Here is a 14,394-nt window from a genome sequence, read left to right as displayed (position 1 = left end):
ATTTAATTGTGTTGAAGTAGTTTAGAATTATGCTCTAAAACTGGCGCAACCAGTTTTAATAATTTTCTATTGTTTATAGTTTCTAAAACATTTAAATGGTGATTATTGTGCGTATCCGTTCCTGTGAAATCTATAAGATTATCTTTTAATAACTGTTCAGCAATTTTAGTTGTTTTAGAACCATAATGTTGCGATAATGAAAGTAAATTTAACTGGAATAAGCAACCCCGCTCTTTTAATTTAAAAAACTCCTTATAATTTGAATGATAAAAAGTGTAACGTTCTGGATGTGCTAGAATAGGTTGATAGCCAGCAATTTGAATCTTGAAAAGAATTTCTTTTAAATTTATTGGTGGATTAAAATAAGAAAGTTCTATAAGTAAATACTTATCATTAATGGTAAGTAGTTTTTTTTTACTTAGTAATATTTCAAAATTTGCATCAATCATATATTCGGCAGCAGCTCTAATATTTATATCATAAATTTCTTGAGTTTTTAAATAATTAGTAAACTCAAACAGTTTTTGATTTATGTTTCGAGGTGTATTATTCCAAACACCATCCATTATGTGCGGTGTAATAACAAAGTTTTTTATACCGTAATTAGAAAGTCTTTTAATAAGTGCTACAGATTCTTCAAAACTTTTAGAACCATCATCTATATTTGGTAATAAATGCGAATGAATATCTACATAATTATCAGGAAATAATGTAGTAATAGAATTCTTATTTTTTCTGAAAAAAGACAGCATAATTTAAAAAATTCCAGATTTAGTTAATTTTAAAAAGCCTCCAAAATTAGTTGATAAAAAATCTCCAAAGTCAGCAGAGGCTCCAACTGTTATGTCAAAGGGAATGGATTTTTCCGTAATTAAAAATTCTAAATATGGAGCGAATAAAGATTTATTAATTGGCTTATTAAACCAACCAGCATACTTGGTATAAGTAATATTCGTTTTGTATTGAATGTTGTTGCTTAAATATCCTTTAACACCAAAATTAAATGAAGTAAATCTATTTTGATCAATTCCATAAGTAATACCGTTTTCAGGAACTTTGGTCGTAAAAAAAGGTGAACCAATAGTACGTCCAAAGAAAGTCCAACCACTTTTATAAACACTGTTGTTAAAGTAGTTGTCAATCAATCCATTTATAGAACTATTTTTCCCTTGGTGTTTGGTATATTGAAATTCAGTAATTAAGTGGGTTATAAGACTTTTAGGACTCTTTAAATCTACAAAAAAGCCATAAATAGCATCTGGATAATTGGCTAATTCTCTTCCAGATCTATCTTCAAAAGGGTGCGACCAATAAAAGCTCCAGTTAGAATTTTCTCCTTTATAATCTAACTGAACCAGATAATTACCTACGTGATTTCCCCATGCATTAGAAGAATTAATTTGGTCTTCAGTTTTATTTCCATCGCCTGTTCCTGTTATATATTTTAAATAAGTTTTAAAATTTGTAGGTTGTTTTCCAAATTCTTCAGAAGTTCCACCCCACTGAACATAGTGGTCTAAACCTGTAATTAAAAGGAGTTTGTCTGATAATTTAGATTTAAAAAATAAACTTTTATAATGTAAATGCGCCATGTCTACTGAGCGTTTATCATTTAAAAAATATTCAGCATAATTGGCTTTAAATTTTAACCAGTTTTTGGCGAATGGAAGTTCTAAATAACTTTTTGTTTTAAAATTTATACCCGGAAAAGCTCTTGTATTAATTGAATTTATAATATTTCCATTAGATACAGATAAGCCTTCAAATACAATGTCATCATTTTTACTTCCAAGGTCTATTTGCCAATTTTTTGAAGCAATACTTACATAAAGTTCATTAATTAAAACATTGTTCTTGTCAGCAATATAACCACTAATCGAAGCTTTATATGCAACATCTAACTTATTGTTCTTATTTTTAAAATCAGAAAAAATGGTTGTATTTAACAAAACATTATTGCTGTTTGGAATTGCACCAAATTTATTTGCTGTTAATAAAAAGGGCAGATTTTCTTTACTGCTAATGTTTGAGTTTAACTCCACCACATAATTTTGAGAATGCAATTCAAAAAATATGGTAAAAATTAAAGTTAAATTCAGTATAATTTTAACGGGTTTCAAAATCATAATATTTTATTAAAAAAATAAAAATCAAAGTTAATTAATTTTAGATTAAGGTTTGTATAAAGTGCAATATATCAATCATCAGTTAAAAACCAATAAGATAATAATCTTAATAATTTAGAGATTCTTGAAAATATCATTATTGATATTGTAAAAATTAAATTAAATGGTGTGCTTTTTTAAAGTATCAATAAGTATTGAAATTTTTTCATTAAAAAGAATGTTTTTATAAAATTTATGTATAGATTTGTCCGGTATTTACAAGATTATGATAACAAATAACACATTTAACAACTTCTATTTTTACTTTTATTTTATCAATAAAAGGTGAGACTTTGTATGTGTTGTTTAACAAAATATAATTATAGAGTCTCGAAATTTTTCGAGATTTTTTTTTGAATAAAAATTAAAAAATGAAGGTAGCAATTCAAGGTATAAAAGGATCTTTCCACCACATTGTGGCTCAACAGTATTTTGGAGAAAATATAGATTTATTAGAATGTTTATCTTTTTCTGAAATGCCAAATCTGTTGTCGGAAAAAAAGGCGGATGTACTTATAATGGCAATTGAAAATTCAATTGCTGGGGCAATTTTGCCTAATTACGCATTAATTGATGATCATCAGTTAACAATTTGTGGGGAGTTTCATTTACCAATTCAACATAATTTAATGGGGTTGAAAAATCAAAATATTGCAGATATTTCAGAAGTATATTCACATCCTATGGCACTATTACAGTGTCATAATTTTTTTAAGGACTATCCACATATTAAGCTTATAGAAGATAAAGATACGGCCTCGGTAGCTAAAAGAATTCAAGATAATAATTTAAAAGGAGTTGGTGCAATTGCAAGTGATTTAGCTGCAAAAATTTATAATCTAGAAATTATTGCACCTGGAATTCAAACCATAAAAGAAAATGCAACACGCTTTTTTATATTGAATAATAATTCAGATAAAAGTAGTGTTTCTGCAAATAAAGCTTCTATAAAATTTATAACAAGTAATGATACTGGTAGTTTGGCTGAAGTATTATCAATTTTGGCTAAACATAATTTAAATTTATCTAAAATCCAGTCTATGCCAGTTATAAATACACCTTGGAAATATGCTTTTTTTGCAGATTTTATTTTCAAAAGCTATGCAGATTATTTTAATGCGTTAAATGAAATAAAAGAAAAAGTTGAAACAATAAAAATATTAGGAGAATACACAAAGGGTAAAAGATAATGATACAAAAAGCTAATAGATTAAACGATGTAAAAGAATATTACTTCTCAAAAAAGTTGAGAGAAGTTGCGGCTTTAAGAAATGAAGGAAAACCAATTATAAATATTGCAATTGGAAGTCCAGATTTAGCACCTTCAAGTGCTGTAATTGAAGCAATTCAAAATGCGGTGAGCTTGCCAGATGCGCATCAATATCAGAGTTATCAAGGAATTCCAGAATTACGCGGTGGGATCGCTAATTTTTACAAAGAAAACTATAATGTTTCCTTAAATTCAGCTTCAGAAATTCTTCCTTTAATGGGTTCAAAAGAAGGAATTATGCATATTTCTATGGCATTTTTAAATAAAGGTGATAAAGTTTTAATTCCTAATCCAGGATATCCAACCTATGCTTCTGTAACTAATTTAGTAGAAGCTGAACCTGTTTTATACAATCTAAATGAAAGTACTAATTGGTTGCCTAATTTTAGTGAAATAGAACAACAAGATTTATCAAAAGTAAAAATTATGTGGATTAATTATCCGCATATGCCAACAGGAGCTGTTGCTTCAAAAGAAGATTTTAAACAATTGATTGCTTTTGCTAAAAAGCATCAAATTTTAATTGTAAACGACAATCCATATAGCTTTATTTTAAATGAAAAGCCACTTAGTATTCTCGAGATTGAAGGGGCAAAGGAAGTTGCTATTGAGTTAAATTCTTTAAGTAAAACCTTTAATATGGCAGGTTGGCGAGTTGGAATGGTTGTTGGAGATGCTGAAATTATTAAAACAATTTTACAAGTAAAAAGCAATATGGATTCTGGAATGTTTTTTGGAATTCAAAAAGGTGCGGTGGAAGCATTTAAATTATCGAGCGATTGGTTTAAAGCGCAAAACGAAATTTATAAAAGACGAAGAGCATTAGTTTGGCAAATTTTTGATGTATTAGATTGTACTTATAATAAAAAAATTGGAGGATTATTTGTATGGGCGAAACTTCCAAAAGGAATACAATCGGAAGACGTAACAGACGATTTATTATACAATAAGAATGTGTTTATAACACCTGGAACTATTTTTGGTTCTAACGGAGAAGGTTATTTAAGAGCATCTTTATGTGTCTCAGAAGAAGTGCTTACTGAAGTATTAAAAAGAATAGTAACTGTAAAAATATAACATGAAAAAATTAGTTGTTATAGGTTTAGGTTTAATTGGAGGCTCTTTAGCCTTGGATTTAAAAAAACGAGGAAACTATAAAGTCTATGGTGTTGATCAAAACCCAAATCATATTAAAAAGGCATTAAAACTAGGAGTAATTGATGAAGAAATTAGTTTTTCTGAAATTGTTGATGCAGCTGTAATAATTATTGCAGTACCAGTAAATATTATTCCAAATTTAACAACTCAGGTGTTAGATATTATTTCTGAAAATACGTTGGTTTTTGATGTAGGTTCTGTAAAAAATGAAATTTGTAAAGCAGTTGAAAATCATAAAAAGCGTAAAAACTTTGTAGCTGCACATCCACTTGCAGGAACAGAATTTTCTGGTCCAGAAGCTGCAATTTTAAATCTATTCGAGCATAAAGTAAATATTATTTGTGAAGCTGATAAAACAGATTGGAAAATTTTAGATGAAGCAATAAGTTTGTTTAAACAATTAAATATGCGCATTAAAATGATGCAGCCAGTGGAACACGATAGACATATTGCTTATGTTTCTCATTTATCACATATCAGTTCTTTTATGTTGGGGAAAACGGTATTGCAAATTGAAAAAAATGAACAAGCAATTTTTGATATGGCAAGTACAGGTTTTGCTTCAACTGTGAGGCTGGCCAAAAGTAACGCAGATACATGGGCACCTATTTTTTTAGAGAATAAGGATAATATTATAACATCTTTAAATGAGTATATTAAAAATTTAAATGAATTTAAAGACTTGATTGAAAATACAGATGATAGTGGTTTAAGAGAATCTATGAAAAACACAAATTATATAAAATCAATTTTAAACGGAATTAAAGAAAACGACTAAAAAAGAAAATAAAATAAGATGGAAATAACAAAAGAAAACAGAAAATGGTTAGATGGAATGGGACTTTCTCATCCAATTGTAATTGCTGGACCTTGTAGTGCAGAAACAGAAGAGCAAGTTTTAAAAACAGCTCATTTATTAAAAGATACTGATACAAACGTGTTTAGAGCAGGTATTTGGAAACCAAGAACAAGACCAGGAGGTTTTGAAGGTGTTGGTGGAATTGGATTGCCATGGCTACAAAGAGTTCGTGAGGAAACAGGACTTAAAATTACTACAGAAGTTGGAAACGCAAATCATGTAGAATTAGCTTTAAAGGCCGATGTTGATATTTTATGGATTGGAGCTAGAACTACTGTAAATCCTTTTGCTGTTCAAGAAATTGCAGATGCTTTAAAAGGTGTTGACAAACCAGTTTTAGTTAAAAACCCAGTAAATCCAGATTTAGCCTTGTGGTTAGGTGGTGTTGAACGTTTTCAAGCAAATGGAATTTCACAACTTGGTGTAATTCACCGTGGATTTTCAGCTTATCATACAGGACATTACAGAAATAAACCAAAATGGCATATTGCAATTGAATTGAAAAAAGAATTTCCAGATTTACCTTTAATTCTTGATCCATCTCATATTTGTGGTAGGAGAGATACTATTTTAGATGTTTCTCAAACGGCCTTAGATTTAAATTTTGATGGTTTTATGATTGAAACTCATATTGATCCAGACAATGCGTGGAGTGATGCTGCACAGCAAATTACACCAGCACAATTGCATAAAATTACTCAAGATTTAAAAATTCGTCAGAAAAGTAGTTCTAAAGAAAGTTTTCAAAGTAAATTAAACTTATACCGTAAAGAACTTGATTTAATTGATGGTAATATAATAGATATTTTAAGTGATAGAATGGTGATTGCAGAAAGTATTGGAAGATTAAAACATCAAGAAAATGTAGCAATTTTACAAAGTGGTAGATGGTCAGATATTTTATCAACTATGGTAGAAACTGGAAAAAGTAAAGGTTTAAGCGAAGAATTTGTAGAAGAAGTATTTAAGGCAATACACGTTGAGTCTATAAATATTCAACATAATGTAAAATAATTTTTTTAAAAGGCTTTTTGAAAAGTTTAGGTTGAAGAAATTATACCTTTTTCAAAAAGCCTTTTTTTTTTTATAATTTATTTATTACTCTCTCAATCTCTTAAAAATATAACGTGTAATATAAATTCCTTGCCCGTCATTTTTACCAGCATCACTTTCTACTCCACTAACAACAAATGCTAAATCCCAACCATTACTTGTCATTGTATTTATTTTTGAACTTATAATAGCGTCATTAGAGGCAACATTTTTAAAATTAATACCTGCAATACTAAAAAAGTTAAGTAATTTGGTTTCTTCAAAATTGTCAATTTTAATACTTGAGCGTTTCGATTTGTTTTGTTTATTGTTTTCGGTACTTCGTTCTGAGGTGAAATTGTTATAATCTTTGTCTTCTTCAGAAGAAATTATGCGAGATCTTCCTATGCCCATTGGTACAATAGATTCTATACTTGTAATAACTTTATACTCATAACTTTGAGCTTTTAAATCAATAAAAGATATTAAAATTAGTGTTGCTGTAAGTAAAATTAGTTTCATTTTTGATTAAATTAAATTGATTTTATAAAAGTACGAACTAATATTTTGAATAAGCAATCAAATTAATTTAGACGGATACAAAATATTCTGTTATTTTTGTAATTCTTATGAAGCCAGTAGAACAAATAAAACAACCTATATTTCAGGAAATGGAGCTCTTTGAAAGTAAATTCAGAGAGGCAATGATTACCAAGGTTCCACTTTTAAATAGAATTACACATTTTATAATTAGAAGAAAGGGAAAACAAATGCGACCTATGTTTGTTTTTTTAGTTGCCAAAATGGTTTCGAATGGTAGGTTTGATGAAAGAACATATAGGGGAGCTTCAATTATTGAATTAATTCATACTGCAACTTTAGTACACGACGATGTTGTTGACGATAGTAATAGAAGACGTGGTTTTTTCTCGGTAAACGCTCTTTGGAAAAATAAAATTGCTGTTTTAGTAGGTGATTTTTTATTGTCTAAAGGATTATTACTTTCAATTGATAATGAAGATTTTGATATATTAAAATTAATTTCTATTGCTGTTCGAGAAATGAGTGAAGGTGAGTTACTTCAAATCGAAAAGGCTCGAAAACTAGATATAACAGAAGCTGTTTATTTTGAAATTATTCGCCAGAAAACAGCAACTTTAATAGCAGCTTGTTGTGGTATTGGTGCCGCATCAGTTGGAAGCACCACAGAAGAAGTTGAAAAAATGAGGCTATTTGGTGAGTTAATTGGAATTGCTTTTCAAATTAAAGACGATTTATTTGATTATACAGAAGCACATATTGGAAAGCCAACAGGTATTGATATTAAAGAACAGAAAATGACTTTGCCATTAATTTATACGCTTAATAATTGTTCTGAAAAGGACAAAAAATGGTTAATTAATTCGGTTAAAAATCATAATAAAAATAAAAAAAGAGTAAAAGAGGTAATTGCTTTTGTTAAAGAAAATGGCGGTATAGAATATACAATCGCTAAAATGAAAGAATATCAAACAAAAGCCTTAGCAATTTTGAATGAATACCCAGACTCACCTTATAAAGAGTCATTACTTATTATGGTAAATTATGTTATTGAACGAAAAAAATAATATTTAAGGTATTCGTTAATAGCAAAGTTGATACTAAACTTTAAGGATACTTAACTCTAATAATTCGTCTAAATGTTTTCTTGAATTTGAAAGTCTTGGTATTTTATGTTGTCCACCTAATTTTCCTTTAAGTTTAAGCCAATTATAAAATAAACCCTCTTGAGCTACATTAATTTTTGGCATGGCTAAAGTTAAATTATTATACCTTTTAGCCTCATAATCAGAATTTATAGACTTTAATGCATTGTCTAATATTTCTGTAAAATAATTTATATTTTTTGGATGCTTTTTAAATTCTATCATCCATTCGTGGCCACCACCTTTTTTGTTTTTCATAAAAATAGGTGCTGCGGTATATTCAGAAATTTCAGCATTAGTTTTTAAACAGGCTTGTTTTAATGCTTCTTCTGCATTTTCAATAATTAATTCTTCGCCAAAAACATTTATAAAATGTTTTGTACGTCCAGTTATTCTAATTCTGTAGGGGTTTAAAGAAGTAAACTTTACGGTATCTCCAATTAAATAACGCCATAATCCACCATTTGTAGTGATAACAAGTGCGTAATTGGTATTTAATTTTACTTTTTCAAGAGGAATTGCTTTAGAATCTTCACCATCAAAAATATCCATTGGAATAAATTCGTAAAAAATTCCATAATCTAACATTAATAACATGTCTAAAGAATTATTTACATCTTGAATGGCAAAAAAACCTTCTGAAGCATTGTAAGTTTCATAGTATTTAAAGTTTTTTTTGGGAATTAATTTTTTAAACTGTTCTCTGTAAGGATTAAAATTTACACCTCCGTGAAAGTACACTTCTAAATTAGGCCAAACTTCTAAAATATGCTCTTTTCCAGTCTTTTCTAGAATCCTGTTTAATAGCACTAACATCCACGATGGAACGCCAACTAAACTTGTTATATCTTCATTAACTGTTTCTTCAACTATTGCATTTAGTTTTGTTTCCCATTCACCCATTAATGCCGTTTCTTGTTTTGGGGCACTGCTAAAATCTGCCCAAAATGGCATGTTTTCAATAATAATTGCTGACAAATCACCAAAATAAGTATCGTTATCTTCATAAACAGCACTGCTTCCTCCTAAGCGTAATCCTTTTCCAGTGAATAATTGAGCCTCTTCATTATTGTTAAAATACAAGCAAAGCATGTCTTTACCAGCTTTAAAATGGCAATCTTCTAAGGCTTCATCGCTTACAGGAATAAACTTACTTTTTGCATTGGTAGTGCCACTGGATTTTGCAAACCATTTAATTGGTGTAGGCCAAAAAACATTTTGCTCACCTTTTCGAGTACGATTAATTAAATATTCTATAGATTCATATTGTTGAATAGGTACATTTTTAGTAAAATCATTATAGTTGGTAATTGAGGAAAAGTTATATTTTAAGCCTACTTCTGTGTTTTTAGCTTTATGCACTAATTTAAACAATAACTCGTGCTGAACATTAATAGGATATTTTAAAAACAGTTCCATTTGATGTTTTCTTTTTTTTAGAAACCAAGATATTATTGAATTTACTATTTGAAATGGCATATTATAATCAGTATATTTGGAATGTTAAATTTAATAAAAAACTTTAGATGCAATATCAAACCGTACTAAAAAAAATGAAAACAGAACTTAACTATCAAGTTCAATATTATTTAGATGTTGAAAATGATTTTTTAGTTTTAAATCAATTATTAGATAAAAACATTGAGTTAAGTTTTGAAGGGTATCAATGTTTGTGTTGCGGTAAAGAAAAAAAAATATTTAGACAGGGTTTTTGTTACGACTGTTTCTATAATAGTGCTGCGGTTGGAGATTGGATTATGAAGCCAGAATTAAGTACGGCACATGAAGATATAGAGGATAGAGATTTAGATTACGAGAAAAGTGTACAATTACAACCGCATATTGTATATTTGGCACTTTCAAGTAATGTGAAAGTTGGTGTAACTAGAAAAACACAAGTTCCAACACGTTGGATAGATCAAGGAGCATCAAAAGCTATTGAAATTGTAGAAGTACCAAACAGGTATTTAGCAGGTATTACTGAAGTTGCTTTAAAAGAACATGTTGCCGATAAAACAAGTTGGCAAAAAATGTTAAAAAATGAGATTTCAACTGATGACTTAATTGAAGCAAGAGAAAAATTAAAACAATATCTTCCGGAAGACGCCCAGCCATATTTTTTAGCAAATAACGGTAAAATTACAGAGATAAATTATCCGGTTTTACAATACCCTAAAAAAATTAAAAGTTTAAATTTGGAAAAATCCCATGTGTATTCTGGAAAATTAAAAGGGATAAAAGGGCAGTATTTATTATTTGAGGACACTACCGTTTTTAATGTTAGAAATAATGAAGGTTTTAGAGTAATAATTACAATTAAGTAATTAATAAATAAAAAGTAACATAATATATGATTGCATTTATACATAACCTAGTTGTTAAAGCAGTAAAACGTAGATTCAAAAAAAATAGGGATAAACCTCGTAATAAACTTTCTGTAGAAGTTAAAAATATAGAGGTGAGCATTTCTCATAGTATCAGCGAAGTATTTTTTATCTTAATAGGAGTTGTTTCTGCAGGTTTTGGCTTAAAAGGGTTTTTATTACCAAATTCTTTTATTGATGGTGGAGCAATGGGAATATCTTTATTAATTTCAGAAACTACAGGCTTTTCACTATCTGTACTCATAATTATTGTGAATTTGCCATTTATTATATTGGGGTATTCCAACATTGGAAAACAATTTGCAATAAAAAGTATTTTAGCAATTATAGCCTTAGCATTAACAGTGCATTTTATTCCATATCCTTTAATTACATCAGATAAATTATTAATTGCTGTTTTTGGAGGTTTTTTCTTAGGGGGAGGTATTGGAATGGCAATTAGAGGAGGTGCTGTTATTGATGGAACAGAGGTGTTGGCAATTTATTTAAGTAAAAAAACAGGTCTTACAATTGGTGATATAATTTTAATTGGTAATGTTATTATATTTTCCTTTGGGGCTTATATTTTATCAATTGAAGTTGCTTTGTACGCGATGTTAACATATATGGCAGCCGCAAAAACTGTTGATTTTATTATAGAAGGTGTTGAGGAATACACGAGTATTACAATTATTTCTAGTCAAAGTGAAAAAATAAGATTAATGATAACCGAAAGTTTAGGACGTGGAGTTACTGTGTACGCTGGAAAAGGTGGTTTTGGTAAAAAGGGAGTAGACCTTACTGATTTTGATATTCTTTATACCATTGTAACACGACTTGAAATTGCCAAAATTAAAACTGAAATTGATAAAATAGATGAAGATGCTTTTATAATAATGAATAGTATAAAAGACACTAAAGGTGGAATGATAAAAAAACGACCTTTAAAATAATTGGGGTTATCATTTATTTTAATCTTTATTTAAATATGTAAATGTTTCTTTTTATTGATGGCTTAACCATTTACTTTATGTTTCACTTACATTTTTAAATCAATAACTTTTTTAATTTGTTACCCATTTAATTGAAATATCGCAAATTATATGCCAAAATTAGTCGAGTAGTTTAATTTCTTCTCCTTGTTTTAAATGAAAGCGTTTTCTAAATAAGTGTACAATAAAATATAAAATTGGCGTATCTAAAAGTGCAATTATAATTTTAAATAAAAATCCACTTAAAACTAACGAGCCAAATAGGCTCCAAGGCAACACCTTAAAAATACATAATAAACCTACTACGGTTGAAGTGTCGATTAACTGAGAAGAAAATGTAGAAAAATTATTTCGTAACCATAAATGTTTACTATTGGTTTTTCGTTTCCAAAAATGAAAAATTCGAATATCAACAAATTGTGCAAACAAATAGGCCAGCATAGACGCTAAAACAGCAATTGGCGATAATCCAAATACTTTTGTAAAAATTTCATTGTTAATTGGTGAGCTGTCAATTGCAGGTGTGAAATTTGCAATTAAAATAATACACATTGAAAAAAATGAAGCAAAAATCCCGGCAATTACAACTTGGTTTGCTTTTTTCCGTCCATAAATTTCCGAAATAATATCAGTAATTAAAAACGTAATTGGGTAAGGTAAAATTCCAACAGAAAGTTCAAATCTATACCAGCCAAAAGGATTCCAATAAAAAAACTTCTGAAAAATTAAATTTGAAGCCACCAGTGCTGCAATAAACATAGATGCTAAAATTAAATAGATTGTGAAAGCTTCAGATTTTAGTTTTGGATTCATTAGTAGCAAGTTGATACGAATATAGTAATTTATTCTTATTTTTGCTTTTTGAAATTTGAATTGAAATAAATATATAAAATGAAAGCATACATATTTCCAGGTCAAGGGGCACAATTTACAGGAATGGGTTTAGATTTATATCAAAACTCACCGTTAGCTCAAGAACTTTTTGAACAAGCAAACAATATTTTAGGTTTTTCTATAACAGACATTATGTTTGAAGGTTCTGCCGAAGATTTAAAACAAACTAAAGTAACACAACCTGCAATTTTTTTACACTCAGTAATTTTAGCAAAAACATTAGGAGAAGATTTTAAGCCAGAAATGGTTGCGGGTCATTCTTTAGGTGAATTTTCTGCATTGGTTGCCAATGGAGTGTTAACTTTTGAAGACGGGCTTAAGTTGGTTTCTAAGAGAGCTTTAGCAATGCAAAAAGCGTGTGAAGCTCAAGAATCTACAATGGCTGCAGTATTAGGTTTAGAAGATACCATTGTTGAAGAGGTTTGTGCTAGTATTGATGGAGTGGTGGTTGCAGCTAACTATAATTGCCCTGGGCAATTAGTAATTTCAGGAGAAATTACAGCAATAGACAAAGCATGTGCTGCACTTACTGAAAAAGGAGCAAAAAGAGCATTAAAATTACCAGTTGGTGGAGCGTTTCATTCACCTCTTATGGCGCCGGCTAGAGAAGAATTAGCTGAAGCTATTAACAATACAGTTTTTAGTGAGCCAATGTGTCCAGTATATCAAAATGTTGTGGCAAAAGCGGTTACAAATGCAGATGAAATTAAAGAAAATTTAATAGCACAATTAACGGCTCCTGTACGTTGGACACAATGTGTACAAGCTATGATTGCTGATGGAGGAACTGAATTTGTTGAAGTTGGTCCTGGAAAAGTTTTACAAGGATTAATGCGTAAAATAGATAGAAATGTTACCGCTAGTGGAGCAGGTAACTAATTCTTATATTAATCGAAACTAAAATAAAAAAGGCTGACTAAAATTTTAATTTTTTGTCAGCCTTTTTTCAAATTTAAAATTGTTATTTATTCCAATGTTTCTTGCCATTTCCAAGCAGAAAGTAAAGCAGCATCTAAACCTAATTCAGCTTTCCATCCAAGTTCTTTGTTAGCAAAATTTGTATCTGCATAAGCCGCGGTAATATCCCCTTCTCTTCGATCTACCAATTTATAATTTACTTTTTTACCGGTAACTTTTTCAAAAGTTTTAATTACTTCTAATACAGAATTTCCTTTACCTGTTCCTAAATTAAAAACTTCGAATTGAGATTTATTGTTGTTGTCAATCAATCTTTTTAAAGCAATAATATGTGCTTTTGCTAAATCTACTACATGAATATAATCACGAACAGCAGTGCCGTCTGGAGTTGGGTAATCGCTTCCAAAAACTGATAATTCTTTTCTAATGCCAGCTGCAGTTTGTACTACAAATGGAATTAAATTTTGAGGAACACCAATTGGTAATTCTCCAATTTTTGCAGATTCGTGCGCTCCAGTAGGATTAAAATATCTTAAGGCAATTGCTTTTAAATCAGTTACTTTGGTAGTATCTTTAATAATTTCTTCACCTATTTGTTTAGTGTTTCCATATGGAGATTCCGCAGGTTTTATTGGTGCTTTTTCGGTAATAGGTAATTCATCTGCTTGTCCATAAACAGTACAAGATGAACTAAATATAAAATTGTTTAAGTTATTGGTCTTCATTTCCTGAAGGATGTACACCAAACTACCAATATTATTTTCGTAATATTCTAAGGGCATTTGAACACTTTCTCCTACGGCTTTTGAGGCTGCAAAATGAATAACTCCATCTACTCTATTCTCTGCAAAAAAATCTTTAACACTTTTCTGATTTTTTAAATCAATATTAAAATATGTTGGTTTTATTCCTGTTATTGAAGTAATTTTATCTAGAACTTCTATAGAAGTATTTGACAAATTATCTATAATTAAAACTTCAAAACCTTCATTTTGTAATTCTACAACGGTATGGGATCCAATAAAACCTAACCCGCCTGTCACTAATATCTTTTTCAT

General features: G+C 29.3%; 14 protein-coding genes. 8 read left to right on the top strand and 6 right to left on the bottom strand.

All coding sequences use genetic code 11. From position 1 onward, the window contains the following. Positions 1-2 precede the first annotated feature (2 nt). Entirely contained in the window at positions 3-752 is a 750-nt protein-coding gene (locus tag IEW75_RS04185; RefSeq protein WP_134247340.1) for a tyrosine-protein phosphatase, read from the bottom strand. 3 nt (positions 753-755) lie between these two features. Next, entirely contained in the window at positions 756-2,126 is a 1,371-nt protein-coding gene (locus IEW75_RS04180; protein ID WP_134247341.1) for a capsule assembly Wzi family protein, read from the bottom strand. A gap of 410 nt (positions 2,127-2,536) precedes the next feature. On the opposite strand from IEW75_RS04180, the gene IEW75_RS04175 reads away from it, so the two are divergent. Genes IEW75_RS04175 through IEW75_RS04160 form a run of 4 tightly spaced genes read left to right on the top strand, consistent with a single transcriptional unit; the run spans position 2,537 to position 6,466 of the window. Beyond that, complete coding sequence (locus IEW75_RS04175; RefSeq protein WP_134247342.1) at positions 2,537-3,355, top strand: prephenate dehydratase; 819 nt, start codon at positions 2,537-2,539, stop codon at positions 3,353-3,355. Next, entirely contained in the window at positions 3,355-4,512 is a 1,158-nt protein-coding gene (locus IEW75_RS04170; protein ID WP_134247343.1) for a pyridoxal phosphate-dependent aminotransferase, read from the top strand. The genes IEW75_RS04175 and IEW75_RS04170 overlap by 1 nt, the downstream gene beginning before the upstream one ends. A gap of 1 nt (position 4,513) precedes the next feature. Beyond that, a complete protein-coding gene (locus IEW75_RS04165; protein ID WP_134247344.1) occupies positions 4,514-5,371 on the top strand; it encodes a prephenate dehydrogenase in 858 nt (285 codons plus the stop codon). An 18-nt stretch (positions 5,372-5,389) separates the two neighbouring features. After that, a complete protein-coding gene (locus IEW75_RS04160; RefSeq protein WP_134247345.1) occupies positions 5,390-6,466 on the top strand; it encodes a bifunctional 3-deoxy-7-phosphoheptulonate synthase/chorismate mutase type II in 1,077 nt (358 codons plus the stop codon). An 84-nt stretch (positions 6,467-6,550) separates the two neighbouring features. On the opposite strand, the gene IEW75_RS04155 is transcribed toward IEW75_RS04160, so the two are convergent. Beyond that, complete coding sequence (locus tag IEW75_RS04155) at positions 6,551-7,006, bottom strand: hypothetical protein (RefSeq protein ID WP_134247346.1); 456 nt, start codon at positions 7,004-7,006, stop codon at positions 6,551-6,553. A 107-nt stretch (positions 7,007-7,113) separates the two neighbouring features. On the opposite strand from IEW75_RS04155, the gene IEW75_RS04150 reads away from it, so the two are divergent. Continuing rightward, a complete protein-coding gene (locus IEW75_RS04150; RefSeq protein ID WP_134247347.1) occupies positions 7,114-8,091 on the top strand; it encodes a polyprenyl synthetase family protein in 978 nt (325 codons plus the stop codon). Positions 8,092-8,124: 33 nt separating this feature from the next. On the opposite strand, the gene IEW75_RS04145 is transcribed toward IEW75_RS04150, so the two are convergent. After that, a complete protein-coding gene (locus IEW75_RS04145) occupies positions 8,125-9,648 on the bottom strand; it encodes a GH3 auxin-responsive promoter family protein (protein ID WP_134247348.1) in 1,524 nt (507 codons plus the stop codon). Between the two features lie 47 nt (positions 9,649-9,695). On the opposite strand from IEW75_RS04145, the gene IEW75_RS04140 reads away from it, so the two are divergent. Then, a complete protein-coding gene (locus tag IEW75_RS04140; protein WP_134247349.1) occupies positions 9,696-10,493 on the top strand; it encodes a DUF2797 domain-containing protein in 798 nt (265 codons plus the stop codon). A gap of 26 nt (positions 10,494-10,519) precedes the next feature. Beyond that, positions 10,520-11,485 carry a YitT family protein gene (locus tag IEW75_RS04135; RefSeq protein WP_134247350.1) on the top strand — a complete coding sequence of 322 codons (966 nt, stop codon included), beginning with the start codon at positions 10,520-10,522 and terminating at the stop codon, positions 11,483-11,485. 159 nt (positions 11,486-11,644) lie between these two features. On the opposite strand, the gene IEW75_RS04130 is transcribed toward IEW75_RS04135, so the two are convergent. Further along, positions 11,645-12,337, bottom strand: coding sequence for a queuosine precursor transporter (locus tag IEW75_RS04130; RefSeq protein ID WP_134247351.1), 693 nt, complete (start codon positions 12,335-12,337; stop codon positions 11,645-11,647). A 78-nt stretch (positions 12,338-12,415) separates the two neighbouring features. On the opposite strand from IEW75_RS04130, the gene fabD reads away from it, so the two are divergent. Continuing rightward, the gene (fabD, locus tag IEW75_RS04125) at positions 12,416-13,297 is read left to right on the top strand and encodes an ACP S-malonyltransferase (RefSeq protein ID WP_134247352.1); all 882 of its coding nucleotides are present in this window, start codon (positions 12,416-12,418) and stop codon (positions 13,295-13,297) included. Between the two features lie 86 nt (positions 13,298-13,383). Here fabD and galE read toward each other — a convergent pair whose 3' ends face one another. Then, positions 13,384-14,394, bottom strand: a complete 1,011-nt coding sequence (galE, locus tag IEW75_RS04120; protein WP_134247353.1) for a UDP-glucose 4-epimerase GalE — start codon at positions 14,392-14,394, stop codon at positions 13,384-13,386.

Source organism: Lutibacter litoralis (assembly GCF_014646675.1).
Classification (GTDB): domain Bacteria; phylum Bacteroidota; class Bacteroidia; order Flavobacteriales; family Flavobacteriaceae; genus Lutibacter; species Lutibacter litoralis.
This window is presented reverse-complemented; position numbering and strand designations above follow the sequence as displayed.

Excerpts from the sequence above, each read along its gene's own strand:
- IEW75_RS04185 (WP_134247340.1), bottom strand. The coding sequence starts at position 752 with ATGCTGTCTTTTTTCAGAAAAAATAAGAATTCTATTACTACATTATTT.
- IEW75_RS04180 (WP_134247341.1), bottom strand. The coding sequence starts at position 2,126 with ATGATTTTGAAACCCGTTAAAATTATACTGAATTTAACTTTAATTTTT.
- IEW75_RS04175 (WP_134247342.1), top strand. The coding sequence starts at position 2,537 with ATGAAGGTAGCAATTCAAGGTATAAAAGGATCTTTCCACCACATTGTG.
- IEW75_RS04170 (WP_134247343.1), top strand. The coding sequence starts at position 3,355 with ATGATACAAAAAGCTAATAGATTAAACGATGTAAAAGAATATTACTTC.
- IEW75_RS04165 (WP_134247344.1), top strand. The coding sequence starts at position 4,514 with ATGAAAAAATTAGTTGTTATAGGTTTAGGTTTAATTGGAGGCTCTTTA.
- IEW75_RS04160 (WP_134247345.1), top strand. The coding sequence starts at position 5,390 with ATGGAAATAACAAAAGAAAACAGAAAATGGTTAGATGGAATGGGACTT.
- IEW75_RS04155 (WP_134247346.1), bottom strand. The coding sequence starts at position 7,006 with ATGAAACTAATTTTACTTACAGCAACACTAATTTTAATATCTTTTATT.
- IEW75_RS04150 (WP_134247347.1), top strand. The coding sequence starts at position 7,114 with ATGAAGCCAGTAGAACAAATAAAACAACCTATATTTCAGGAAATGGAG.
- IEW75_RS04145 (WP_134247348.1), bottom strand. The coding sequence starts at position 9,648 with ATGCCATTTCAAATAGTAAATTCAATAATATCTTGGTTTCTAAAAAAA.
- IEW75_RS04140 (WP_134247349.1), top strand. The coding sequence starts at position 9,696 with ATGCAATATCAAACCGTACTAAAAAAAATGAAAACAGAACTTAACTAT.
- IEW75_RS04135 (WP_134247350.1), top strand. The coding sequence starts at position 10,520 with ATGATTGCATTTATACATAACCTAGTTGTTAAAGCAGTAAAACGTAGA.
- IEW75_RS04130 (WP_134247351.1), bottom strand. The coding sequence starts at position 12,337 with ATGAATCCAAAACTAAAATCTGAAGCTTTCACAATCTATTTAATTTTA.
- fabD (WP_134247352.1), top strand. The coding sequence starts at position 12,416 with ATGAAAGCATACATATTTCCAGGTCAAGGGGCACAATTTACAGGAATG.
- galE (WP_134247353.1), bottom strand. The coding sequence starts at position 14,394 with ATGAAAAAGATATTAGTGACAGGCGGGTTAGGTTTTATTGGATCCCAT.